The sequence below is a fragment of the Verrucomicrobiia bacterium genome (assembly GCA_019634625.1).
Taxonomy (GTDB): Bacteria; Verrucomicrobiota; Verrucomicrobiia; order Limisphaerales; family CAIMTB01; genus CAIMTB01.
Window position 1 is genome coordinate 25411 of the sequence record JAHCBA010000005.1, and the last position, 24282, is coordinate 49692.

The 24282-nt window shown below is 68.5% G+C and carries 15 protein-coding genes and 1 pseudogene; 13 read left to right on the top strand and 3 right to left on the bottom strand.

The genetic code is table 11. From position 1 onward, the window contains the following. The first annotated feature begins 4 nt into the window (after positions 1–4). From KF833_04345 to KF833_04380, 8 genes and pseudogenes are all read left to right on the top strand, one after another. Entirely contained in the window at positions 5–1618 is a 1614-nt protein-coding gene (locus KF833_04345) for a hypothetical protein (protein ID MBX3744517.1), read from the top strand. Further along, positions 1611–3599 (top strand): ATP-binding protein, encoded by a 1989-nt coding sequence (locus KF833_04350; GenBank protein MBX3744518.1) that lies wholly within the window; start codon positions 1611–1613, stop codon positions 3597–3599. The genes KF833_04345 and KF833_04350 overlap by 8 nt, the downstream gene beginning before the upstream one ends. Next, positions 3583–4836 (top strand): hypothetical protein, encoded by a 1254-nt coding sequence (locus tag KF833_04355; GenBank protein MBX3744519.1) that lies wholly within the window; start codon positions 3583–3585, stop codon positions 4834–4836. The genes KF833_04350 and KF833_04355 overlap by 17 nt, the downstream gene beginning before the upstream one ends. Positions 4837–4838: 2 nt before the next feature. Continuing rightward, positions 4839–8390 (top strand): hypothetical protein, encoded by a 3552-nt coding sequence (locus tag KF833_04360; protein ID MBX3744520.1) that lies wholly within the window; start codon positions 4839–4841, stop codon positions 8388–8390. Positions 8391–8558: 168 nt separating this feature from the next. Continuing rightward, on the top strand, positions 8559–9968 hold the full coding sequence (locus KF833_04365) for a prolipoprotein diacylglyceryl transferase (GenBank protein ID MBX3744521.1): 1410 nt from the start codon (positions 8559–8561) through the stop codon (positions 9966–9968). A 45-nt stretch (positions 9969–10013) separates the two neighbouring features. Further along, positions 10014–10925 (top strand): annotated as a pseudogene (locus KF833_04370) (DUF4157 domain-containing protein). A 3572-nt stretch (positions 10926–14497) separates the two neighbouring features. Next, positions 14498–14887 carry a hypothetical protein gene (locus KF833_04375; protein ID MBX3744522.1) on the top strand — a complete coding sequence of 130 codons (390 nt, stop codon included), beginning with the start codon at positions 14498–14500 and terminating at the stop codon, positions 14885–14887. Beyond that, a complete protein-coding gene (locus KF833_04380) occupies positions 14887–15390 on the top strand; it encodes a hypothetical protein (protein ID MBX3744523.1) in 504 nt (167 codons plus the stop codon). The genes KF833_04375 and KF833_04380 overlap by 1 nt, the downstream gene beginning before the upstream one ends. A 98-nt stretch (positions 15391–15488) precedes the next feature. On the opposite strand, the gene KF833_04385 is transcribed toward KF833_04380, so the two are convergent. Together KF833_04385 and KF833_04390 are read right to left on the bottom strand one after the other, a co-directional pair. Then, entirely contained in the window at positions 15489–16577 is a 1089-nt protein-coding gene (locus tag KF833_04385; protein MBX3744524.1) for a PilT/PilU family type 4a pilus ATPase, read from the bottom strand. 74 nt (positions 16578–16651) lie between these two features. Continuing rightward, on the bottom strand, positions 16652–16984 hold the full coding sequence (locus tag KF833_04390; GenBank protein MBX3744525.1) for a PilZ domain-containing protein: 333 nt from the start codon (positions 16982–16984) through the stop codon (positions 16652–16654). Between the two features lie 209 nt (positions 16985–17193). Between KF833_04390 and KF833_04395 the strand changes: the two genes are divergently transcribed. The 3 genes from KF833_04395 (at position 17194) to KF833_04405 (ending at position 20166) form a co-directional block, all read left to right on the top strand. Then, entirely contained in the window at positions 17194–17616 is a 423-nt protein-coding gene (locus KF833_04395) for an ankyrin repeat domain-containing protein (GenBank protein MBX3744526.1), read from the top strand. A 133-nt stretch (positions 17617–17749) separates the two neighbouring features. Further along, positions 17750–19585, top strand: coding sequence for a sulfatase-like hydrolase/transferase (locus KF833_04400; GenBank protein MBX3744527.1), 1836 nt, complete (start codon positions 17750–17752; stop codon positions 19583–19585). Beyond that, on the top strand, positions 19582–20166 hold the full coding sequence (locus KF833_04405; GenBank protein ID MBX3744528.1) for a CDP-alcohol phosphatidyltransferase family protein: 585 nt from the start codon (positions 19582–19584) through the stop codon (positions 20164–20166). The genes KF833_04400 and KF833_04405 overlap by 4 nt, the downstream gene beginning before the upstream one ends. Before the next feature lie 98 nt (positions 20167–20264). On the opposite strand, the gene KF833_04410 is transcribed toward KF833_04405, so the two are convergent. Continuing rightward, positions 20265–20510 (bottom strand): zinc ribbon domain-containing protein, encoded by a 246-nt coding sequence (locus KF833_04410; protein MBX3744529.1) that lies wholly within the window; start codon positions 20508–20510, stop codon positions 20265–20267. 447 nt (positions 20511–20957) lie between these two features. Between KF833_04410 and KF833_04415 the strand changes: the two genes are divergently transcribed. Further along, the gene (locus KF833_04415) at positions 20958–21938 is read left to right on the top strand and encodes a transposase (protein MBX3744530.1); all 981 of its coding nucleotides are present in this window, start codon (positions 20958–20960) and stop codon (positions 21936–21938) included. Between the two features lie 236 nt (positions 21939–22174). Continuing rightward, the gene (locus KF833_04420) at positions 22175–24247 is read left to right on the top strand and encodes a S9 family peptidase (GenBank protein ID MBX3744531.1); all 2073 of its coding nucleotides are present in this window, start codon (positions 22175–22177) and stop codon (positions 24245–24247) included. Positions 24248–24282 lie beyond the last annotated feature (35 nt).

The window sequence follows — 24282 nt, forward strand, 5'->3', positions numbered from 1 at the left end:
CCCCATGCACGCCCTCCGCATCCATCGCTTCCATGCCCGGTACCGGCTGCCCGGACGCCGGGCCGGGGAACGGCGTCGCCTGGATGGCATCCTGGGTTCGGCCCTCGGCGAGGCGCTGGACACCGCTCTCGCCGGCTTCCCCCTGGCGCCCCGGGAGGAACTCTGCATCCGGCATCTCCATGTCCCGGTGCGCCTTCGGCTGGACCGTTCGGACCTGGCCCTGGCGGCCGTCTGGGGCGAGGCCCTGGCGTCGGCGATCCGGTCGGCACCCACCGTTTCAGGACCTCGTTCCACAACGGCCGGCGCACCCGCGATCGAGGTCGTCCGTTATCCCTCGAGAGAACATGCCCTGATCGAGATCGCCGCTCAGGCGGTCCACGGCGACCGCCGTCGCGCATGGGCCTGGCGTCAACTGGACCTCTGGCGCACGGGCGACGCCGTCTCCGACGCCGAGGCCGTTCGGGAATGGGTGAGAACCCTGGTGCGCGAACCAGGCCTGATCGTTCCCATCCTGCGGTGGCTCGCCGGGACGCACCGGCTGGAGACGCTGGCCCTTCGACTGGAAGGCAGCCACTGGCTGAGCCTTGCGGCCGCCGCACTCGAGTTCAACGGACTGCCCCTGACCTGGAAGGACCTGACGGGCGCCGCGGCATCCCGTCCCGCCGACGAACCCGTCGCGGTGTCCCCATCCCCGGCCACCAACCCGACTGACCCCATCGCGACCCGCATCCTCCGCGATTCCCGGATCGCGAACGCCGTCCCCATCCACCGCGTCGCCTCCCCGGGTGAATCCGGCTGGGCCGCCCTCGCCGTGCTCGAAGCGGATCCCGGCTGGGTCGCCCGTCCACCCGAGGCCTGGGCGCGATTGTTGCGGCGGATGACGGCGAGGCCCGGGGGAGGTCCGCATCCCGTCTCAGCGAAGGATCGACCCGCCCCCGCCGGGACAATGCCGGCTCGACCTGAACCGTCTTCCGGGTGGGATCGGACCGCCCCGAACCCAGGGAGACCGGCCGATCCAAGCGCCGCTCCGAAGCACCGCGCGGACGCCTCGACTCCACAACCCAAGAACGCCGACCAGCCGGTCGATCCCCGTGCGGAGGATCCGCGCCGGCGGGGCCACACCCGCTTCGGGGGTCTGCTCTTCCTCTTGAACCTCCTGCCGGCCGTCGGGATTCCTGGACGGCTCGAGGAGGAGTTCCCTGCGCTCGGGATTCGCGAGGTGCTCTATCGACTGGGGCTCCGGTTGGTGGCGGAACTCGGGTTCGAGGGCGGGGAGATCCGGGAGGATCCGGCGGTGCTGGCCTTCGCCGGGTTGTCGCCCGGCACGCCATGGCCGGAGGAGGAGACCCTGGAGGCCTCGGACACCGCGCGTCTCGAAACGCTGGCCAGCGAGGTGACCGCTGAACTGGAACGTCACCTGCCACCCGCGGCATCGGGATCCGAACCGGTGCTGAAGACGGTCTGTTTGAGAACGGCGGAGATCGTCGCCGATCCGGGCTGGATCGAGGTGCGATTCCGGATGAGGGACGTCTCCACCGATCTGCGACGGGTGGGACTGGACCTCGATCCGGGCTACCTCCCCTGGCTCGGAGTCGTGATGAGGTTTGTCTATGAGTGAGCGCCTCAGTCAGGAGGTCGCCCGCCTCGCCGGACGCCTCGCCGGGTTCCTCGAGGTGGCCTTTCCGCGGGCCGAAGGCGCCCTGGCCCAGAACGTCGCCTTCCTCAGATCCGGCGCGGGATTGGTGCCTGCCGGGGCGGATCCCTCGTCGGAAGGCGACGAACCCCTGGACCATCTCACGAAGGCGCTGAAGGCGTCCCCTTCCGAAAGGGATCTCCTGGTCTTCTCCGGCATGGCGGAGGAACACGAAGGGTACGCCGCGGTGCTGCGTACGCTGCATCCCCGTGGGGAACCCCGCCCAACCCTTGGCCTGGCGGCCCAGCTCTTTGGGGGCGCACGGCGCTCCGCCTTTCTCTCCTGGTTCCATGAGGCACCCCTGGTGCGGCAGGGTGCCGTTCGCGCGACCGGCGAGTGCCCGTTCTTCGAGCGTTCCCTCGAACTGCCCGACGCCCTGTGGCCGGCCCTGCACGGCTGCGATGTCTGGCCTGCATTCGCCGGAACTCCCGCCACCGACGGACCGGCCCATGGTCTTCAGGATTGGCTCGCGTCGGAACGGGCAACCCAGGCGCGACAGGCGCTCCTGTCCCGGCGCCCCTGCACGATCCTGGTCACTGCCGACAGCGAGGACGTCGCCTACCATCGCGCCCTGGCGTTGGCGCGGTCCACGGAACGCACCCCGGCGGGCATGGTGCTTCCAACCCTCCTGGAACCGGAGCGCTGGCGCTGTCTGAAACTGCACGCCCTCCTTCGCAGCGCGCTCCTGGTCCTGCGCATGCCCGCCCCCGAGGGTCAGGGCGCACCGGAGACACCGCAGGTGGACGACTACCCGGACGGGATCGTCCTGGCGGGCCGGACCGGTGCCGTGACCCTTCGCGGGATCCGTCCCCTGATGGCCCTGCCGGTCGAGCGGTTGTCCCCGACGGCGCGTCGGGCCATGTGGCGCGGGACCTTGCCCGCCCTGTCGGAACTGGCCCCCAACCTGGCGGCGCGGTACGCGGTCGAACCGTCGGCCGCGGCGGAGGTCGCCGCCGACCTGGCATGCCTCGATCGGCCCGACCAACGGGCGCCCCACCTCGGGGACGTTGCCGATGCCGTCCGCGCCCGGGCGACCGTCATGCTGGGCGGCGGCGTGAAGTTGATCCGGCCGACAGCGACCTGGGATCACCTGGTGCTGTCCCGGGATCGCGAGGCGCAACTGCGCGCCGCAATCGCCCGGTTGGAGTTGCAGGCGAAGGTTCTCGACGACTGGGGCTTCCTTCGGGGACGACCCGGGGCGCGCGGCGTGCGGATGCTGTTCTCCGGTCCGCCTGGCACCGGCAAGACGCTGTCGGCGGAGGTCGTGGCGGGGAGCCTTCGGGTGGACGTGTTGTTCGTGGACATATCGCGTGTGGTGTCGAAGTGGATCGGCGAGACCGAGAAGAACCTCGCCGCGGTGTTCGACACCGCCGAAAGGGCCCAGGCGGTGTTGTTCTTCGACGAGGCGGACGCGCTGTTTGGAAGGCGCACCGAGGTCTCGGACGCCCACGATCGCTACGCGAACCTGGAGACCGCGTACCTGCTGGCGCGACTCGAACGGTTCGAGGGCCTCGCCATCCTGGCCACCAACCTTCGCCAGAACATCGATCCCGCCTTTCTCCGGCGCCTCGAGTTCGTGGTCGAGTTCGACGAACCCGACCGCGACGAACGACACCGCCTCTGGCGTTGTCACGTCCCGGACGAAACCCTCCTGGACCCCGAGGTGAACCTCGCCGAGTTCGCCGCCCTGTACCCGGTGGTGGGCGGCTTCATCCGGAATGCCGCCGTGGCCGCCGCCTTCCTCGCCGCCTCCGACGGCGGCAGGATCACCCGCGCCCACCTGCTTCAGGCCCTCCGGCGCGAATACGAGAAGTCCGGCAAGGCCTTCCCCGGCCTCCCCGCCGGCACCCCACGACCCTCCATGACGCCGACCACGCGAAAGGAAATCCATGTCCGACACCCCTGATGTGAAGTCCTGTGTGTCCCGGGAGTCCGGCGACCGCATTCCGTCGCCCTACTGCTCCCTGCATTACCACTTCGGCATGCTCCTCGGGGTCTCCGATCTCGAAACCGAGCAGGCCTACCACCGCGGCAAAATGTGGCTGCACTCCGCCTGGCTCCATCGCGAGGGTGTGATCTGGGGTTTCAATGTGCAGGCCGATCCCGACCGCGGCGAAATCCGGGTCCTTCCAGGACTGGCGCTCGACGCCCTCGGTCGCGAGATCCATCTGGATGCCGATGCCTGCCTCAATGTGGCGGCCTGGTTCGAGGACCGGCTCAGGCGGAAGCCCGACGATACCGGCTGGTTCGATGGGGATCCCGCGGACGGCGGGGTTCTCTTCGACGCCCACGTCGTCATCCGGTTCAAGACCTGCCTGACCCGCCAGGTCCCCGCCATGTCCCAACCCTGCGAGAACGCCGGGACCGCCACCGCCTATTCGCGGGCCTGCGAGACCGTCGAGATCCTGCTGCGTCCCGGCCTCTGGCCCGATCCCTTCAACCCCGGGGGCGAATCCCTTCCGGAACGGCGCCCCTACCGCCGGTTGCGTCTCCTGTTCGGTCTCGACGAACCCGAACGTGACGAGGACGGCGCCATCGTGGCCGACGATCTGGAAGTCGTCCTCGCCCCGCGTAACGCGGCGTCCTTCCGTCGCTTTGCCGCCCTCGACGGAATCGACCTGCGCCCCCCCGAGGAGGACGAGTATCCGGTGGTCCTGGCGAACCTGCACGGGATCGCGCTGACGAAGGAGGAATCGTCGTGGGCCCTCGGGGTGGATGCCGTGGATGTCACCGTCCGACCCGCTCATGTCGCGACCTCCGCTCTCCAGGATCTGCTCGGCGGCCACGGCACTGCGTCGGCTCCCGGCGCGGTGGTGATTCCGGACTCGGTCGAAATCGACGAGGTCGCCAACACGCTCGTCTTCGAAGCCAGTTCGGCCCTGGCGGAACCCAGCGTCCAGGAAGCCGGGTTCTCGTTGACGGCGTATCATCCGGATGACGGCTGGACCGTGGTTCCGATCGATTCCGCGGACCTCGATGCCGATGATCGCACCGTCACGCTCGGGTTCTCCGGGGGGCTTCCCGCCGGCACCGTGTTGGTGCGCCTCCTCATTCGCGGCTCCGGGCCCGCGCCGGTCCTGGATGCCGCACTCGTTCCCTTCAACCGCGGACAGGACTTCACCCACGACCATCACCGGAGCTGACCATGACGACGTTCACCACGACCTCCCCTTCCAGCCCCATTGTCCTCGTCGGCAGCGAGAACGGGATCACCGTCATCCCCACCCGAACCCCGCTCGCGCGCCTCAATTATTTCGACGGGAAGTTCCTCCGGGCCGCCGACCTGAGCGCCGAACAGCGCTACCTCCGTTCCCTGGTCGAGCTGTCGAATCGCGCAGGCGGCCACGGAATCGCCCACGGCTTCGAGGTGACCTCCCGACCGCAGGGCGAACTCGAGATCGCCCCCGGCCTCGCCATCGACCCGGAGGGGCGCGTGCTCCTCCTGCCCGTCGGCACCCGCGTCGCCCTGGCGGAACTCATCGAGAAGACCCGGCTGGGCCAGACCCCGCGCCCGACGGCGACCGGCACCCGTCCCGCCGGTTTCGGCGACTGCATCGCCGCCGCGGAGACACCACCCTCGCAGACTCCGGGTACGGGAGACCTGTACCTCATCACCATCGCCCACGCCGAGGCGCTCTGCGGGGAGGAGGACGTGTACGGCAAGCTCTGCCAGGAGGCCTGCATCACCAGCACCGACCGCCCGTTTCGACTGGAAGGCATCGTCGTGCGCGCCCGGCCCCTGATCCTCCCGGTCCCGCTGCCCACCTCGGGCATCGGACTCACCCTCACCCACTGGCGGTCCCGCGTCGCCTCCGCCTGCTTCGAGGACGAACGCCGCCGGGTGGCCAGCCTGATCTCCAAGGCCGGCCTCGAATCGGATGCCTGGTGCCGCGGCGCCGTGCCGGAGTCCGGCACCGAAATCCCCATCGCCGTCGTCGGCCGGGTCGGAACGGCGATCCAGTTCCTCGACCTCTGGACCGTGCGCCGCGAGCGCATCGACACCCCGGCCCGCCGTTACTGGCAATGGCGCATGGCGATGCGGCCCTGGGATGTCTTCCTCGCCCACATCCTCCAGTTCCAGTGCCAGCTGAATGTGGCCTTGAGTCGAACCCCGGGAGGCGAGGCGCCGGGCGATCCGTGCCGCGAGGCCCGGGCCCTGGTCCGGGAGGCGAACGTCCATCTCGATGTCCTCCGGACGTTCCACTCCGAGATCACCGCGCGCCTGATGCGCATGTCGAGGACCGTCCGGGACCGGGCCCTCGCGGACAACACGCTGTCCCCCGCAAGCCTGACCCAGCTCGCCGATTTCGAAACCCGCCTCACCCAGGCCACCGCGGCCTTCGAGGCCCTGCCCTCGGACCGGATCCTCATCGACGGCGGCATCGTCGAACTGCCCAGTGCCGGCTACCTGCCCGTCGTCCCAGGTTCCACCCTCACCGTCAACCAGCAGGTCCGTCGCCTCCTCGGCGAGGGTGTCGATCTGCGCTTCTGCATCGTCCGCCCCGACTACGTCGCCCACGCCCTGGAGGAGGCCCAGCACCTCGAACGAATCTCCCTGCTCACCGGGCTCGACCATCCCACCCGCAGGCAGGAGGTCGATATCCTCGTGCCCTACGGACAGGTCGTGCCGGACCGCGTCGAACGCGGCCGCTTCTACGACATGCGATTGAACGTGAGGCTGGCGACGCTGGGGATCCTCGCCTCGGCGTATGCCGCTCTCCATGGGCGCGAGTCCCGACCCCCAGGAACCTCCGACCCCAATCCGGTGCTGGAACGGCTGGCCCGGATCCAGGATCACGTCCGGGAACTGACCCGCGATCCGTCGAGCGCCCCGGTGGTCGGGTTTCCAACCGGTGTCGCCCGCACCGACTGGGAACCCGATGGCGCCCTCGCCTTCAGCTACGCCGGATCGACCGCTCCCTTCTCTCCGGGAGGATCAACCGACCCTTCGTCCGACACCACGAATCTCAATCTCCGAAGCCAGGTGCGCGCCTTCCTCTGGATGACCCTGGACCTCGGCCGGGATCCCTTCGGGACCGGCGTCGGAGGCTCGGTGGCCGTTCGGGCCGAAAGCCATCTCCTGCTGGTCCCCGAACCGCGCACCGAGGAGCCCCCGGCCTCCCGTTCAAGCGGCACTCTGGTCCACGCCTCGTTCGTCGGGAACCTCCAGGTGGAGGGCACCGCAACCCGGCCCGGCCCTTCCGAGGCTCGCGAGATTCGGACCGTCCTTTCCGGAACGCTGACCTTCTCGGCCGTCACCGCCGGCGAACGCCCGCAGGCCGGAAGCCTCTTCCTCACCGAACGCCCGGTCGTGGTGCAATCCCAGGGTCCGCACGGTCCCGGCGTCCGGATCGATCTCCCCGAACCCTCGATCCTCGCCCCGCTCATCTCCGGATTGGAGGTCCTTCGCGAATGGAGTTCCGTCACCCAGGCCGGGGTCGTCGGCACCGTCGCCGTCCGTCCGCTGCCGGCCCTGGCCATGCGGACGCTCCAGGTTCGACTGGACGCCGCCCTCCGCGCAACGGGCAGTTCGCCGTCCCAGCAGGATCTCGCCGTGAAGCAGGTCCTGACCGAACTGCTGGCCGATACCGCGCCCGAAAGGCGCGAGGCGTTCCTTGCCCGGCAACTCCTCCGGCCCGAGGTCATCGACCCGACCCACCCGGCCCACGTGTCCGCCATCGGAGCCATCCACCGCATCGGGTCCGCGCTGGGATCCGCACGCTTCTCCGATCTCGCCGCCCGCCGCCTGTTCCCGGCCCCCACTCCGCCGACGACGGACCTGGGGATTGTCGCCACCCTCGACTGGGTGCTCTTTCATCGGCGCCGCGAAAAGCAATGTCGGGTGGAGAGCCCCACCCCGAGGGTCCAGACACGGACCTACCTCCTGTACCGCGCCCAACTGCCGGGAAACCTCCAGGTCGCGCATCTCGCCGAGGCGATGGGTCAGGGCGGCGAATCGCTGCGACGCTTCGACCTGAAACCGGTTCGCCAGGTCGAGTTCGCCGCCGGCATCCACGCCGTCGAAACCCCGCCCTCGATGCTCGAAGCCGCCTGGCGGACCGCCATGGGAACGGACGCCGGCCGCATCGAGGGCGGCGTCATCGCCAGTCGCGGCCTCGCCGCCGCCGAGGGGGAATCGCTCGCCCTGCGTCGCCTCGAGGCGGTCGTCGAAGTCGTCGGTTCCGTCACCCCGGTCGCGGAGACCCCCGCCTACCTGTCCGCGGAACGCGTCCCCGATGGCTTTGCCGAACCCGGCCACGACGGCATCGCGGTGATCGCCACCGTGGTCCTCGACGCCGTCACCCGCCGCAATGCCCTCCTCCTCTACACCCCATGGGACAACGGGATCCATTTCGTGGACCCGGAGAACCGGCCGCCGAACGCGCCCATGGAGTTCGCCAACGATGTGCCGCAGGGAAACGCACTGACCCAGTTCATCGCGTCCCTGGGATCGATCGACCGCGCCCCGATCCGGGGCGTCACCCTGGCCATCCCCGGAGGCCCGCCCGACCCGGGTGCCGCCACGCGCCTCGCCGCCGTCCTCCAGGCGGTGACCTCGTCGGGTCGCCCCGCCCCGGCGAACCCTCGGCGGGTGGTGGAGTCCCTGCGGGAGCGGGACCGCGTATTCCTCCTTCGGGCCGGCTTCGCCCCGGACGACTTCGACGACATCCTCTACCTCGAGATCAACGAAGGCTGAAGCCCCGGGCGATGTCGCCTTCCGTCAACCTCTCATGGCGCCCCTTCCCACAAAGCCCGCGCGCGACCGATCGCATCGACCTCCCAGGGAAGCTTCCGCCACCGCCGCGACCGAACGCCGGGCCATCGTGAAGGAGGGACGTGACACGAGGCTTTCCTGGAGCGGACCATGAGTTCCGGCCCGACACCGCAGCGAGGCGCGTTCCGGGGCATCCATGCCCTCAACGCCTTTCTCGACACGCTTCCGCGAACCCGGACCGGCCGCTTCCACCGGCCGGTGCCCGCCTTTCGCACCTGCGGCATCGTGGGCTTCTACCTGGCCCTCCTGACCCTCTTCGCGGGCGGACTGCTGACGGGAAGGTCGCTGGTCATCCTGGCCGCCGTCGCGCTGGTCAGCGGACTCTCCTTCTTCGCCTACACCTACCTGCGCAAGTGGATCACCGGCCGCGAGGAACTGGTCCTGCTCGAACACGTCTGGTTCGCCTTCGCCTGCAACGCGCTGGCCCTCCACCTCCTGAACCAGCCGCTCCTGCCCTATCTCGATCTCATCAGCGTCGCCCTCTGCCCCTTCCTCGCCATGGGCCGGGTCGGTTGCACGCTGGTCGGATGCTGCCACGGACAACCCTCCTCCCTGGGCATTGCCTATCCCGAGTCCTGCGCTGCGGACGGGTTCCCACCGCACCTGGTCGGGGTCCGGTTGTTCCCGGCACCGGCCCTGGAAGGGCTCGGACTGGTGCTCATCGGCCTCGCCGGATTCATCGCCCTCCCCTTTGCGGTGCCTGGCCGCGTGTTCGCCTGGTTCCTGCTCGCCTATGCCATCATGCGGTTTGGTCTCGAGGGGATCCGCGGGGATCCGCGTCCCCACTTCCTCGGTCTATCCCAGGCGCGCTGGATGGGCCTCGCGGAGGCCGGACTGGCCCTTGGCTTGGGCATGGGAAGTCCGTCCGCGACCACCGTGGCGATCGGATTCGCCCTGCTGATCACCCTCGCCGCCGTGCTGGTCCATCAACACCGGCGGAACCCCCACGCCCTTCTGATGGCCTCCGAGCACGTTCAGGAGATGCGAAATGTCGCCCGCGCCGCCTTCGCCCCGGATGCCCACACCAACCCCCTCCAACCGTCCTCCCACACCACCTCCCGGGGCGCCACCCTGGCCTGTTCCTCCCGCGCCATCGGCCCGTACCGGGAATACCACCTCTCGCTCGGCCTGCCCGGCCGGGCGAACGGGATTCCCCTCCTGTGCCGGATCGCCGCCGCTGCCTTTCCTCAACTCCTGCCCCTGTCGGCCCGGATCTCCCAGGGCGGCTATCTCCACCTCCTTCTCGCCGCACCGCCGGGCCTCGGCACCGACACCGAGGCCCCCGCCAACCTGGCTGACAACCTGCACGGCGCCGTCCTCCGGCGACTCCAACACGAGGCGGACACCCCCCCGCTCCCCGGGCCGGAGGGACCCGCAACCGAATCCATTGAAGTCCCCGAATCGCGCGTTGCGGACCCGGTCCCACAGGCGTCCCCCACGCGACCTCAATCGCCCAACCCACCCTGGTATTTCTCCTCCGGCAACGGAACCCGGACCTGATCTCCCCGCCCCCAGGCGGAAAGCCCCTCCCCGGCCAGGCGCCCCATGACCCCGTCCAGGCAGTCCAAAAAGGCCGCTACCAAAGAGGTTGCCGCACAAGGCGCCAGCCCGGCACACGGGGCGAACCCGGGAGCGGCCAGCAATCCGAACTGGGACGCCCTGGCCATCGCCCCACCCGCGGCGGGCGTTACCCGACAGGCGCCGGGACGCTTGATTCAACGATCGGGCGATGATCCAGCACCCGCCGACCCGTCCGCCGCCGGGGTCCTCCTCGTTCCCGACAACGCCGAGCCCCCCGCCTCCGGCCAGTCGCGCAAGACCGAGTTTCTCGACGAGGTGGAACAGGCGATCTGCGCCGCCATCCATCCCATCCTGGCCGAGGTGGGCCGGAGTTCCGAGAACTGCCCCTACCTGGCCACGGTGTTTCGCTTTCTCCGCCGCCAGTCCGCCGGATACCTCGAAGCATCCCTCCGCCAGTTCGCACCGGAACTCGCCGAGGCGACCTCCGCTCGCGACTACGTTCCCGCCATCGTCAGCCGAGTCGAGGCATCGGCCATCCATTGGGCGAGAACCGGGGAGATCACCGGGCTGCCCTCCAGCATTCCATCGGTGGCGGCGCTGCTTTCCGGTGATCTCGCCGGTCTCGTCGGCCTTCAATTCAAGCCGGAACCCGGATCGAGCCCCCCCGCCGCCGATCCCGCCGCGGTACACGCCCAGTTGAACCGGGGACACCCCCTGGACAGCAGCGTCGCCTCCCGTCTCGGCGGGGCGTTCGGCATCGACCTGGGCGACGTGCGTGTCCACACAGATGCCCGCGCCGCAAACCTGACCCGCGGACTCGACGCCCGGGCCTTCACCGTGGGTGACAAGATCGCCTTCGCCCCGGGTGAATACCAGCCCGGGACCCTCGCCGGCGACGCCCTTCTCGCGCATGAGATCGCCCATGTCCTGCAACAGCGACAAGCCCCGGGCAACCGCGTCACTCCCTCCGGTGACGACCCGGCCTACCAGTCCCTCGAAGAGGATGCCGATCAGGCTGCCCTCACCGCCGTCGCCAGGCTCTGGGGCAGGGATGGGGAGGTTGCCAGGCCGGCTCGCGGAACTGGACTCCGGCTGTCCCGCTGCGGCGGACCTGATCCGCCCTCGCAGGAGGAGATCGCCGAGTTTCTCGCCACCCAGCACCTGCGCCTGGTCGTCATTCAGGAAACCCACGACTTCCTGGCCGGCATGCACAAGTCCGTCGCCGTCGCCGCCAACACGTCCGCCGGCCTGAACGACCACCAGGTGCGCGAAGGGGACATGGTGATCCACCAGGGATTGGGCTGGCCCAGGCTCCTCTCGGTGATGGTGGACATGCCCCCGCCGTCCGGCTCGGGCAGTCGGGGTGTGAGACCCGCGGCGCTCCATGCCCGCACCGGCAATTTCACCGTCCACTTCATGTCCGTCGGGGACTACCACCTCACGGCCCATGTTCGGATCGGCCCCAGCCACCCGCCGGTGGAAGTGCGGCGGACCATCACCGTCCGTGCCCCGTCCTTCGAGGCGGACTCCGAGTCCGCGGTTCCCGCCGACCTGTCGAGCGGCGCCCGCACCGTGGAGGAGGAACGACTGGCCTGGCACCTCCATCGGGCCGACGTCCGGCAGCGGGCCGCCACCGCGGGTTTCATCACCCAGGCGGTGGTGGACCGGTGGACCGACGTCTCCATCGCCGTTCTTCAGCGCGTCGCCCTCCTGGAACAGGGCCAGCCGCCGTCCACGACCCAGGCGGAGATCACCACCGCCCTCGACGGCTTCGAGTCCGAGGTGGGCGCCCTGTCGGGGCCCATCGCCCACGTCCGCGCCGTCGCCGGAAGCACCCGGGTCGCCTCGATCCGAACCGCCGTGGATGCCCTGTCGCGCGCCTTCGACACCTGGGTGCTGGCCAGGATCGAGACTGGGGGCGGCAGCGACCATGAACTGTACAAGAGCCTCCAGTTCGGCCTCCGGAGCGAGCAGGAGGTCGAGAACCTCGCTCGCCGATCCACCGTCCCTCCGGTCCGAATCCCCGCCATATTCCATCCCAAGTCGGCCTATCTCCACCGGGGATTGCTGCCCACCAGTCCCATGAGCACGGGAGGCATCCTGGCAATGCCGCTCAACCTCTGGCTCTTTCGCGAAGGCGCGCGTGAGTGGACCCTCCGCGACATCTCCAACCCCGAGGAGACGTCCGAGTACGATGTCAACGCCACCGATCGGAATGCCGCCATCGATGACTTGATCCGGCAGCTTTCCGAGGACGATGAGCGACTCCCCGACGGTCGCCTCTACATCCAGCCGCCAGGTCGCCCGAGACGAACCATCGATGTCGTCGGGTCCATGGACTTCCTCGACTGGCTGGTGGTCATCGGCATCGCCCTGGCGGTGACCGGGGCCATCGTCATGACCGCCGGCGCCGCCACCCCGGCCGTCGCGGCGGCAGGGGGTTATATGGTCGCCGCCGGATCGGCCATCACCGCCGGCGCCGCCATCGCCGATACCGTGCAGGTCTATGAACGGGGCCGGCTGACCGCCACCCGCTTCGCCCTGAACGCCCTGCAACTCGTCGCCTCGGTCGCCACCGCGGGCTCGGCCACCATCCTCGCCCGCGCCGCCCGGGTCGGAGCCATGGCCCGCCTGGGCACGAATGCCCGCTACCTCTTCCTGAACCGCTCCGCGACCGCGGCCGACATCGTCACTCTGATCGTGATGACCGGCGACGCGGCACGACAACTCTCCCGGTTGTCCGGTGACAACCAGAACGCCGGCATGATCGCGTCCATGCTCCTCGGACAGTTGCTGATCCAGGGGTCGCTCACCGTAGTCAGCGCCCGCGATGCCTTCGGCGGCAGTTTCCGTTCCAACCCCCACATCTCCATCGATGACGCCATCGACGGCAGTGGGCTGGTCGTCCGCGCCGGGGTGGACATGCCAGCCCCCGCCCGGCTCGCCGGCACCGCCCCGGAGCCCCCACCCACCGGCGCCGCTCACGGGCCCGACGTCCACCCCCTGACCAACGTCCGGACCGACGCGTCCGGAGCCACCGTCGGCGCCCTCGGTCCAAAGCGGGTGGACGAAATCCTGACGGGCATGGCCCGGCCGGGGCAGTTCCGATCCCACGGCGGCGCCCTGACGCGGCTGGGGGAAAACCACTACCAGATGGTGGTGCCCAGCGCGAACGGCCCTCAGTCCGTCGAGATCCGGGTGGTGGTCACCGGCACGCTTCCGGACACCCCGGCTCACCGGCCAACCGGAGGGGGCGACAGCCAGGCGGGCGCGGCCCGCCTGCAGCTCGAACCGCCAGCCACCGTGGGCGGGGACTGGACGGCCACGATCTACCTCGACAACCGCCTGCCCAAACCGAATGCCGAAATAAACCTCGGAGATGAACTGGATGAGATCGCGGGCATTCTCCACAGCCGCCCAACCGCCACGAGGGCCGAAATCGCGGCCGAAATGGACAACAGCCTGTTCCGTCGCGGCGCCGCCGCGCACGCGCCCGTCACCGCCGACGACCGGGCCACGGCAGGCGCCCTTTTCGAACTCCATGCGCGCCGATTCCAGGCCAACCGTCGGGCGGCTCAGATCCGGGCCAAGCCCGTTGCCAATCGTTCGGCCGACGAGGCCGCCGAACTCGGACGCCTCGACACGGAGATTCCCGCCCATGATGCCAGCATCGCCCGACTTCAGGGCTACATGGCGCTCGATGAAGCCGTCAATCTCGACCAGAAGATGACGGTCCTCCGACAGGCCGCTTCCGATCCCCACCGCCTGGCCCGGGTGCCAACCGCTGTGCGGCAGCAGGTGATGGAGCAGTGGGAGCAGTTCCTGGGCGACATGCGGTTGCGCCCTTCCGCGACGGTCCTGGGCGCGCACGGCGGATCCTTCGGCCCGGGAGGCGTCGGACCCACCGCGTTCGCTCCCGAATCCGTCGCCCATCTGATGTTTCCCGAGCCCCATGCCGCCGTGCCCAGGTCCGCCCCGGCTCAGTTCCGGGACAACGGCGTCTCCGGAGGTCATCACGATGCCGCCTTGATCGACTTCCAGAACAACCACCCGGAATACGGCTATTTCTTCCGTCTCGAAGGCACCCCGGTTCAACGCGGCGGCCAGACGTACCGGCGCTACTCCCAGTTCCTCTGGACAGGGACCGGCAATCCGCCCGCGCCCGGCACCGCCGGGCACCCGAGCGGCCGCGGAACCTTGGGGGCGGGATGGATCGAGTCCACCCAGCCCAAGACGACGGTGTCGGACATCGGGGCTTTCCTCGCCGATTCGGAGCGCGCACTCTGGCAATACGTGCGCCATCCCTCCCGTACCTATGCAGACGGCACCGGCACTCCCATCGGAACGGGCCAGGACCGCTTCTTCGGCCCGAATGCGCAGCCGGGAAACGGCCTGCGCTTCACCCAAACCCTCCCGGGAGGCCCGCGAATCTCCGGCTTCTTCGACTTCAACCCCGCTGCCGTGGGCTCGGCGCGCTTCCGCATTCGAACCGCCTTCATCGACGCCTCATGGATTCCCTGAACCTGGGTCGGCTCAACCTACCGCTCGCCCCCGGCCCGGGAGGCCCCCTCCTCGCCGGCCTGCCCCCCTGCCCCGCCGCCCTCGCCGCCGTCGTCAATGGCCACCGCTGCGGCCTGCTCAAGGACCTGACCCGGGTGCTGGAATCCGGCGACCGCGCTTCCCTGGACCAGGCGGTCTCCGTGGTCCGTCCTTATCCCGAGGATGACCTCGAATCCCTTGCGGGCGCCTGGGAGGCTCTGACCGGACTGCCGGCCGGCGACGACGTGTACGTGCTTCGGGCCTCGTGGGAACGCCAGCGCTTCCTCATGCCTCGCCTCGCCCTCATGTCCCTCCTGAAAGACCTCGAAGTCCGGCGCCCCGGATCGAAGCGCACCTGATGGACCTCGACTACCTCGAGCAAACCGCAGCCGCAGCCGACCGGCCGGGGCCGGGTCAGGGCGGACGGATTGCCGCCGCACTCGCGATTCTGGACGGACACCGGGCCTTCGAACTCGATCCGGAAACACTCCACGCACACCCCACCCTTCGAGGCTACGCCCTGGCCGCACGCCGGTTGAAGGCCTTCTATGCCAGCGCCGAACGGGCCGGGTATTTTCAACCCCTCGACTCCCCGCCTATCGTCGGCGGACCAGTCTCCATCGACTGGTTCCGGCGGGGCGTGCCCACGCCCGAGGGCTTTCTTCCGCTGAGCTGGCTGGCCTTCTGCGAATGGATCCTTCGTACCTCCCAACTCAGGGCCGACAACCCCGGGGAATTCTACTCGCGGATCCAGGGACGAACGTACCACCTGCGGTTCCGTCGCGAAGATGGCATCCACCCCGCCCTCACCTGGGCCGAACCCCTGTCCCGCGGCGGGCCTCCTCCCCCCGTAACCCCTTGAGGAAGGGGCGGCGGGAACAAGGCAGGACGCCGCCACGCTGAAGCGCTCGCCAGGCCGGCCCACCTCCGGGACCCTGCGGGAAGCTGCGGACCACCGCGCTACCCGAGAATCCGCCGGCCTTCGTCGAGGAAGATGCCCTTGAAGTTCATCTCGAGGGCCTGCGGGTTGCTGGCCTTCGAAAGGGCCTCCTTCTCGGTGATCTTGCGGGCCTTCACCAGCTCGAAAAGGGCCTGGTTGAAGCTCAGCATCCCGTCGTCGGTGCCCATCTCGATGGCGGCCGACAGCTTGTCCAGCCGGTTCTCCTCGATGAGCTTCCGTACCGTGCTGTTGCTGATCAGGATCTCCAGCGCCACCGTCACTCCCCCCTCCACGGTCTGGATCATCCGCTGGCAGATCACCGCCTGCAACGTGCCCACCAACTGGCGCCGCACCTGCTCGCGCTCCTCGGCGCGGAAAAAGTCGAGGATGCGGGTGACCGACTGGGCCGCCGTGGTGGTGTGCAGCGTGGACAGCACCAGATGCCCGGTGTCGGCCGCCCCGATGGCCGCCTGGAAGCTCGTCGCGTCCCGCATCTCGCCGATCATGATGATGTCGGGGTCCTGCCGGAGGACGTACTTGAGACCGTGAACGTAGGACGGAGTGTCCAGGCCGATCTCCCGTTGTTCGATCACCGACTGGTCATCCTCGAACACATACTCGATGGGGTCCTCCAGCGTGATCACATGCTTCCGCGAGGTGCGGTTGATGTGCTGCATCATGGCGGCCAGCGTCGTGGACTTGCCGCTTCCCGTGGCCCCCGCCACCAGCACGATGCCGCGTGGAGAATCGGCGATCTTCTTGACGACCGGCAGAAGCCCGAGCTGCTCAAACTCCGGGATCTGGGCCTTCACATAACGCATCGCCAGACACAGATTGCCGCGCTGCTGGAACACGTTGGTCCGAAACCGGCCAATCCCCGGAACGTAATACGAGAAGTCCACCTCCCGCGTCTCCTCAAGCTGGACCTTGCCGTGCCGGGGGATGATCTGCTCGACGATCATGTTCAGCCACTCCTCCGAGGGCTCCGGACACTCGATGGGCACAAGCTGGCTGTTGATCCGGAAAATGACGGGCCCGCCGATCTTGATGTGGATGTCGGAGGCGCCTCCATCCACAGCGGTCTTGAGGATTTTATGAAAAAGTTCCATGGGAAAGCACTGGAGATGGCGCACCGACGCGCCCACCGGACCGGAGGCGTGGGATGGTCAATCGACCGCCCGGATCAGCCCAGGTGGGAAAGGGAAAGTGATTCGAGGCGTTCCCGAACCTGAGGGGTCATGCCGAGGAACAGCAGCGAGACCTGATAGCCCGCATGCCGGTTGCCCTCGCACGCCACCACAACACCCCGGCACGCGACCTTCCGCTTCTCAATCGCAGACTCGACTTCAAGGGTCACCTCCGTCCAGGTCGGAACCGGATCCACCGAACGGAATTCCATGCCGTTCTTGCGAAGGGTGATCGCCCGTGCCGAGAGGCTGACGCTCGAAGGGATCGAAGGGGAGACTGGGGCGGATGCTCGGGAGGATCGGGAACGGTCGGCGCGGCCTGCACTCATAAACGTGTGTGCAGGCTATCACACACCCCCGGGGCGTCAATCTGCCACACCGCTCCCGCCAACGCCGGGCAACAACCCTTGGCCTCCCCAGCGTGTCGAACACGGTGCATCGACGAGGGCTACCCAGGCTGTCCTCTTGCCGGCCGCCCGCCGTCCCCCCATGGTCGCCTCTCCCAACCGGCCCCACCCCTCTCCCCACTCCTTTGACCATGAGACCTCGTCTCCGCCTCCTCACGCTCCTGACTGCGATGTTCGTGCTCCTCGTGTCCGGCTGCCGGCCCGCGCCGCCGGCCACCCCCCTGACCGAGGCCGCCGAAAAAGGCAACCTGCGACTCGTGCAGCAGCACATCGCCGCCAAGTCCGATCTCAACGCCAAGGATCGTGTCGGCCTCACGGCAACACACCATGCGGCCATCCGCGGCGATCTGCCCATGGCGCAGGCCCTGGTCGCCGCAGGGGCCGATCTCGCCGTCCGCAATGCCACCGACAGAACGCCGGCCGAACTGGCCCGCGTCAATGGCCGCATCCCCGTGGCCGAGTTCCTGGAGCAGGCCCAGTCGCGCTCCAGAAGCGGCGGACGCGGCCTCGTCGATGGCGGCCTCGGCGTGTCCGGCGTACTCGACAGCCACTGAACCGGCGGTGCTTTCAGTGCCCTCAGTGACCCAACCTGGACGACGATTCCTGGCGGCAGTTCGGACTCGACCCTCCCCGCGCGCCCGGCACCCTCCCACCCGCGATGCCCCACACCGGGCAGATCCGCATCCCATGAGCCCTCGCTTGCCCCCCTCCCCATCGGCCCCTCGCTTCCGCGTCCTCGTCACAGTGGCGCTGGCGCTGCTGTGCCTGGCCCGCGTGGCGCCCGCGACGAATGCGCCGCCCAATGTCATCCTCATCGTCGTGGACGATCTGGGCGCCCACGACCTCGGCCACACCGGATCCCGCTTCCATGCCACGCCCGCCCTCGACCGCCTGGCCGCGTCGGGGATGACCTTCACCCAGGCCTACGCCGCGAGCACCGTCTGCTCCCCAACCCGGGCCGCCATCCTCACCGGCAAGTATCCCGCCCGCCTCCGCGTCACCGACTGGATCCGGGGGCACGACTTTCCCCAGGCCAAACTCCGCCCGCCCGACTGGACCCGCCAATTGCCTCACGCCGAAATCACGCTGGCCGAACACCTGCGCCAACTCGGCTACGCCACCTTCCACCTCGGCAAGTGGCACCTCGGGGGCGACGGCTCCGCACCGGAAGACCACGGATTCGATCGCAACCTCGGCGGCGATCATCGCGGTCAGCCACCCAGCTACTTCTCCCCCTACCGCATCCCCAGCCTCCCAGATGGTCCCGAAGGCGAATACCTCACCGACCGCGAAGCCCTGGAAGCCGTGCGGTTCATCGCGGCGTCGAAGGACCGCCCGTTCTTCCTCAACTACTGGCCCTACACGGTTCACACCCCGCTCCAGGCCCCCGCCGACCTCGTCGCCACCCACCGCCGCCGCGCCGCCGAACATCCCGGCCCGCAGAACCACCCCACCTACGCCGCCATGATCGAACGCCTCGACGCCGCCGTTGCACGGATCCTCGACGCCCTCGATGCCCATGGCCTCACCGAACGCACCCTCATCGCCTTCACCTCCGACAACGGCGGTCTCGTCCTCGGCCAACATCCCCCCACCAGCAATGCGCCGCTCCGCGCAGGCAAGGGCTCGCCCTACGAAGGCGGTCACCGCGTCCCCCTGACCCTCCGCTGGCCGGGCGTTACCACCCCCGGTTCGTGGAGCGCCACGCCCGTCTCCTCGATCGACCTTCTGCCCACCCTCCTCGCCGCCGTTGGCGCCACCCTCCCCGACACCCCGGGCACCCGCATCGACGGACGCAACCTCGCCCCGCTTCTCCGCGATCCGACCGCCGCTCTCGATCGCGAAGCCCTCTTCTGGCACTACCCCCACTACCATCCCGGCGGTTCCACTCCCTACGCCGCCATCCGCTCCGGCCACTGGAAACTCATTCAATACTACGAGACCGGCCGGCATGAACTCTACGACCTCGCCTCCGATCCAGGCGAGTCCAACGACCTCGCCGGGGCCCAACCCGAACGGGTCCTGGCCCTCTCCCGCCAGCTCTTCGCCTGGCAGAACCGTGTCGGAGCCCAATGGCCCATGGCCAATCCCCGCTGGGAATCCACCCCCATCGCCCCCGACCCGGACGGCACCGTCCGTCTCCACGCCCGCCATGCCAAAGTCCATGGCGAAGTCCTCCGCTACGAACCCCAGCCCTTCAAGGACACGCTGGGCTGGTGGACCCGGGCCGAAGACTCGGCCTCCTGGTCCGTCGCCCTTGACCAACCCGGCCGCTTCGCCGTCGAGGTCCTTCAGGGCTGCGGCAAAGGCAGTGGCGGCAGCACCGTGGATGTCCACGTCGCCGACCAATCCCTCGCTTTCACCGTCCTCGAGACCGGCGGGTTCCAGGACTTCGTCCGCCGTCCCATCGGCGAAGTGGACCTCCCCGCCGGAACCCACCCGGTCCGCGTCCAACCCGCCTCCAAACCCGGCCTCGCCGTCATGGACCTCCGCGAGGTCACGCTCCGCCCCGTCCTGCGATGACGCTCGCCAACAAGATCACCATCGCGCGCATCCTGCTCATCCCGATCTTCATCGTGCAGGTGCTCTACTTCCGGCAGACGGGCGAACCGGGCTACCGCTGGGTGGCCCTTGCCGTCTTCCTGACGGCCTCCCTCAGCGACGCCCTCGACGGGTGGATCGCCAGGCGCTTCAACCAGAGGAGCCAACTCGGCGCGGTCCTCGATCCCCTGGCCGACAAGCTTCTCCTCGTTGCCGCCCTGATCCTACTCAGCCGGTCAGGTTCTCCCCATCTTCCCGCTCTGCCCATCTGGCTGGTAGCCACCGTCCTCAGCCGCGACGCCCTTCTGGTGCTGGGGCTTGGCGTGATTCATTTCACCTGCGGCCGGTTCGTGGTGAAACCCAATCTCACCGGCAAAGCCGCCACCGTCCTCCAGATGGCCATCGTTCTCCTTGCCCTTGCAGACCTCTGGCCCGAGACCCGGTACTGGGTCGCCTTGGTCACGGCACTCGTCACCGCGGTTTCCGGCCTGATCTACATCCGCGACGGTCTCCAGCAATTGAGCGCCAGTCCCCATAGCGCCCCCGATTCCTCCCGCCCCTGACCTCCCTCACGGCTCCCTCCCTCCAGGGAGAACCCCACCCCGATGCCGCTCGGAGCGGAGGAATGGCCCTTCAGATCGCCCCGCCCCGGATGCCCGCCTCACTGCCGCTCGTACTCACCCCGTCCCACCCGTTTCAGCACCGTGAACCCCGCCTTTTTCGCGTCCGAAATCGAAACGGGCTTGGTGATCGCCGGTGCATGGAAGGTGGACAGCAGCTTCCGCACCGGCCGCTTGCACGCGGGACACTGGGTCAACGGCTTGGCGCTCAACGGTCGCCTCAGGGTGAACCGCCCCCCGCACGCCACACAACTTCCCTCGCATAGTTCGTATTCGTAGATCGGCATGGTGCCTTCGAGTCCGGTGGGATCATAACCCCCTGGCCACCCCTTGGGAATGCTCCGTCGCCCCTTCCTTCTGACCAGCCATGCCTGTCGACAAGAGGGCGAGTTGACAGGTGGGATTCAGACCGATAGGGCGATCCCGGCAACGGGAAGGACGGATCCCTGACCGGCTTGGGGGGGCACGTCGCCATGCCATGCGGATCGCAAGGAGAAGGTTCTTCCGTCTGAACCGGATCTCATGGATCGAATCGTGGTTCGTCCGGTGGAAACGGAGGAGGAAACTCGCCGGTCCCAAAACCAAAAAAGAAAAAGACAGGCTCTTAAAACTGACCGCCAAAACATTAAAAGCCAGTCCTATTAAACTTGACGATGCACCTAGTTGCTTCAGTCTCCCCGTCGCGTCATCCGAGTCACCCTCCATCTTCCTCTCCCTCAACGCGAACTTACCCCATGAGAACCCCTCGCATCAAAGCCGATCCCTCCCTCCCTGCAGTCTATCACTGCATGTCCCGCGTCGCCGGCCGCCTCCCTCTCCTCGACGACTCCGCCAAGAACAAGCTCGTCAACATCCTCCACCACCTCGCCCGCTTCTGTGACATCGACATCATCACCTTCTGCATGATGTCCAACCACTTCCATCTCCTCATCCGCGTCCCTCCCAAACCCCTCCCCGACTCCATCCCGGACGACGTCATCCTCGCCAAACTCGAGGACTTCTACGGGCCCAAGGCCACCCTTCCCTCCCTCGCCCGCGCCGCCCTCAACAAGGGTCAACCCATCCCCGACGACATCCGCCAGGCCGTCCTCTCCCGCATCGCCGACCTCTCCATCTTCCTCCAGGAGTTCAAGCAACGCTTCTCCCGCTGGTACAACCGCCGTCACGACCGCTCCGGCTACCTCTGGGGCGAACGCTTCCGCAGTGTTCTGGTGGAAGACTGTCCCAGCACCCTCCGCGCCATCGCCGCCTACATCGACCTCAACCCCGTCCGCGCCGGCCTGGTCAACGATCCCAAGGACTACCGCTTCTGTGGCTACGCCGCCGCCCTCACCGGCGACAAGGTCATCCGCCGCGGAATCATGGGCTTTCTGGGGGCAAACGACTGGAGCGCGGCGTCAGCAGAATATCGCCTGGCCCTCTATCTGATCGGCGGGACTTCGGGTCGGAGCGACAAGCGGGTGCTGGACCCGGAGGCGATCCGGGCGGAACTGGAGCGGGGTGGTCAACTACCGCTGGGGCAGATCCTGCGGTTGCGGATCCGGCACATGACCGACGGGGTGTTCCTGGGCTCGAAGGAGTTTGTGGACCAGATGTGGGAGCGGCACCGGGATAAGTTCGGGAAGCGACGCAAGAGCGGCGCAAGGACCATTCGGGGCGCTCCGATTCCGGGGATTACCGTATTGCGGGATCTGCGAGTGGATGCGGTAGGGTAGGTCACTGCATTGAAGGCGAGAGCGCCAGTGGTCCCGATCCACAACCTCGGGAGCTTCGCGGGAGACGCGCCAACGCTGATCGCGGTCCTGACTCGATGGATCGAGGCTCTCGAAGATGCACTGGTCGAAACCTGGGGGTGCCGTGCCGAGGCTCAATCCAACCGAGGTGAGCGGACAACCGCCGGTTTACGCATCTTCCATTGTCCCCTTCGAACCCCCTTTGGCACCCTGTGGCCATGCGATACCTCGCCGCCCTGCGACTCGGCTGGGCCTTCGGATGGCTCGGTCTGGCCGCCCCCCCGGTCCTATCGGCCCCCCAACCCGTCGATACCCTCAACCCGGAGCACATCGCCGAAATGCGCTCGGTCGGAGAAGTCGCCCTCTCGCCGGACGGCCGCCATGTCGCCTTCACACGCAGCGTTCCCCGCCGCCCTGGCGTCGATGAGGACGGAGAAGCCTGGGTGGAACTGTGGGTCCTCGACATCGACCCCGCCCGCGAACGCCCCTTCATCACCGGCAAGGTCAATGTGCAGTCGGTCGGCTGGACCCGGGACGGGCGCCACGTCGCATTTCTTGCCAAACGAGGCGATGACACGCACCGATCCCTCCATCTCATCCCCATCGACGGCGGCGAGGCACGACGGGCCCTTTCCCTTGCCAGCGACATTTCCAGCTATGCCTTCGCCCCCGACGGCCAGCGGGTGGCCGTGCTGGCGGCGGAACCTGAAGACGAGACCCGGAAGAAGCTCAAGGAGAAGGGATTCAAACAGGAGATCTACGAGGAGGACTGGCGTTTCACCCGAGTCTGGCTCGGCCAACCCTTCGCCGAAACCAACCCGCCCCCTGCCGCCCTTGCCCTGACCGGATCGGTCCGCAGTGTGCGCTGGAGCCCCTCCGCCGATCGGCTCGCAGTCGCCGTCAGCCCTACTCCTTCCGTGGACGACGGTTTCATGCGCCAGCAGATCCTCATTGTCGGCGCCTCCACCAACGCGCCCGTCCTCGCCCGCGTGGACCACGCCGCCAAGCTGCAGACCTTCGAGTGGAACCCGGACGGCACGCAGCTCGCCTTGATCACGGGAGAGGATCTTCACGACCCCTCCGCCGGACGCCTGATGGTCGTCTCCGCCCGCGGCGGACGGCCGCGTGACCTCCTTCCGAATCTTGAAGCGGAAGTCTCCCACCTCGCGTGGAGCGCTCCTGACCAGATCGTGTATGTCACCGGCCAGGGCGCCCTGTCCCACCTCGCCCGCGTCGGTCTCCAACCGGGAGCCGCCCCCGTGAGCCTCCACGGACCCGGCCGTCCGATCATCGCCGGATTCAGTCTGTCGGCGGACGGCTCGCGGGCCGCGCTCGCCGCCCACACCCCGGCACACCCGGCCGAGGTCTTCACCGTTTCCCTCGACGTCCCGGCCGCCCCCGTCCGGCGCACCGACAGCAACCCCTGGCTGGCCGGCCTCCGCCTTGCTCCCCAGGAGATCGTCCGTCACCGGGCCCGCGACGGCCTCGACATCGAGGGCATTTTGATCCGCCCTCTTCAGGCGCGCGCAGGAACCCGGTATCCGCTGATCCTCGCCGTCCATGGCGGTCCCGAGGCGCATGTGAGCGACGGATGGGTGACGAGCTATTCCCTGCCCGGCCAGGTCGCCGCCGCCCGCGGCTTTGCCGTCTTCTACCCCAACTACCGCGGCAGCACCGGGCGTGGCGTGCCCTTTTCCAAGCTGGGCCAGGGCGATGCGGCCGGACGCGAATTCGATGATCTGGTGGACGGCGTGGACCACCTTATCACCATCGGGTTGGTGGACCGCGCCCGGGTGGGCGTCACCGGGGGTTCCTACGGCGGCTACGCCACGGCCTGGTGCAGCACGCGCTACTCCGACCGCTTTGCCGCCGGCGTCATGTTCGTCGGCATCAGCGACAAGATCTCAAAGTTCGGCACCACTGACATCCCGGACGAGGAGTACCTGGTGCATGCCCGCAAACGCCCGTGGGAGGACTGGCGGTTCCAGCTTGAACGGAGTCCCATTTACCATGCGGGAAACAGCCGCACCCCGCTCCTCATCCTCCACGGTGCCGCCGATCCCCGCGTTCATCCGGCCCAGTCCCTCGAGATGTACCGTCATCTCAAGCTCCGCAGCCAGGCGCCCGTCCGGCTCGTTCTCTATCCCGGTGAAGGCCATGGCAATCGACGCGCTGCCGCCCGTTACGACTATCACCTGCGCATGCTCCGCTGGTTCGAGCATTACCTCCAGGGTCCCGGCGGCGCCATGCCCCCCTACGACCTCGATCCCCTGCCTGGCGTCGCCCCATGATCGCGCCGCAATGAGGCTCGCCCGACCGGGCGTTC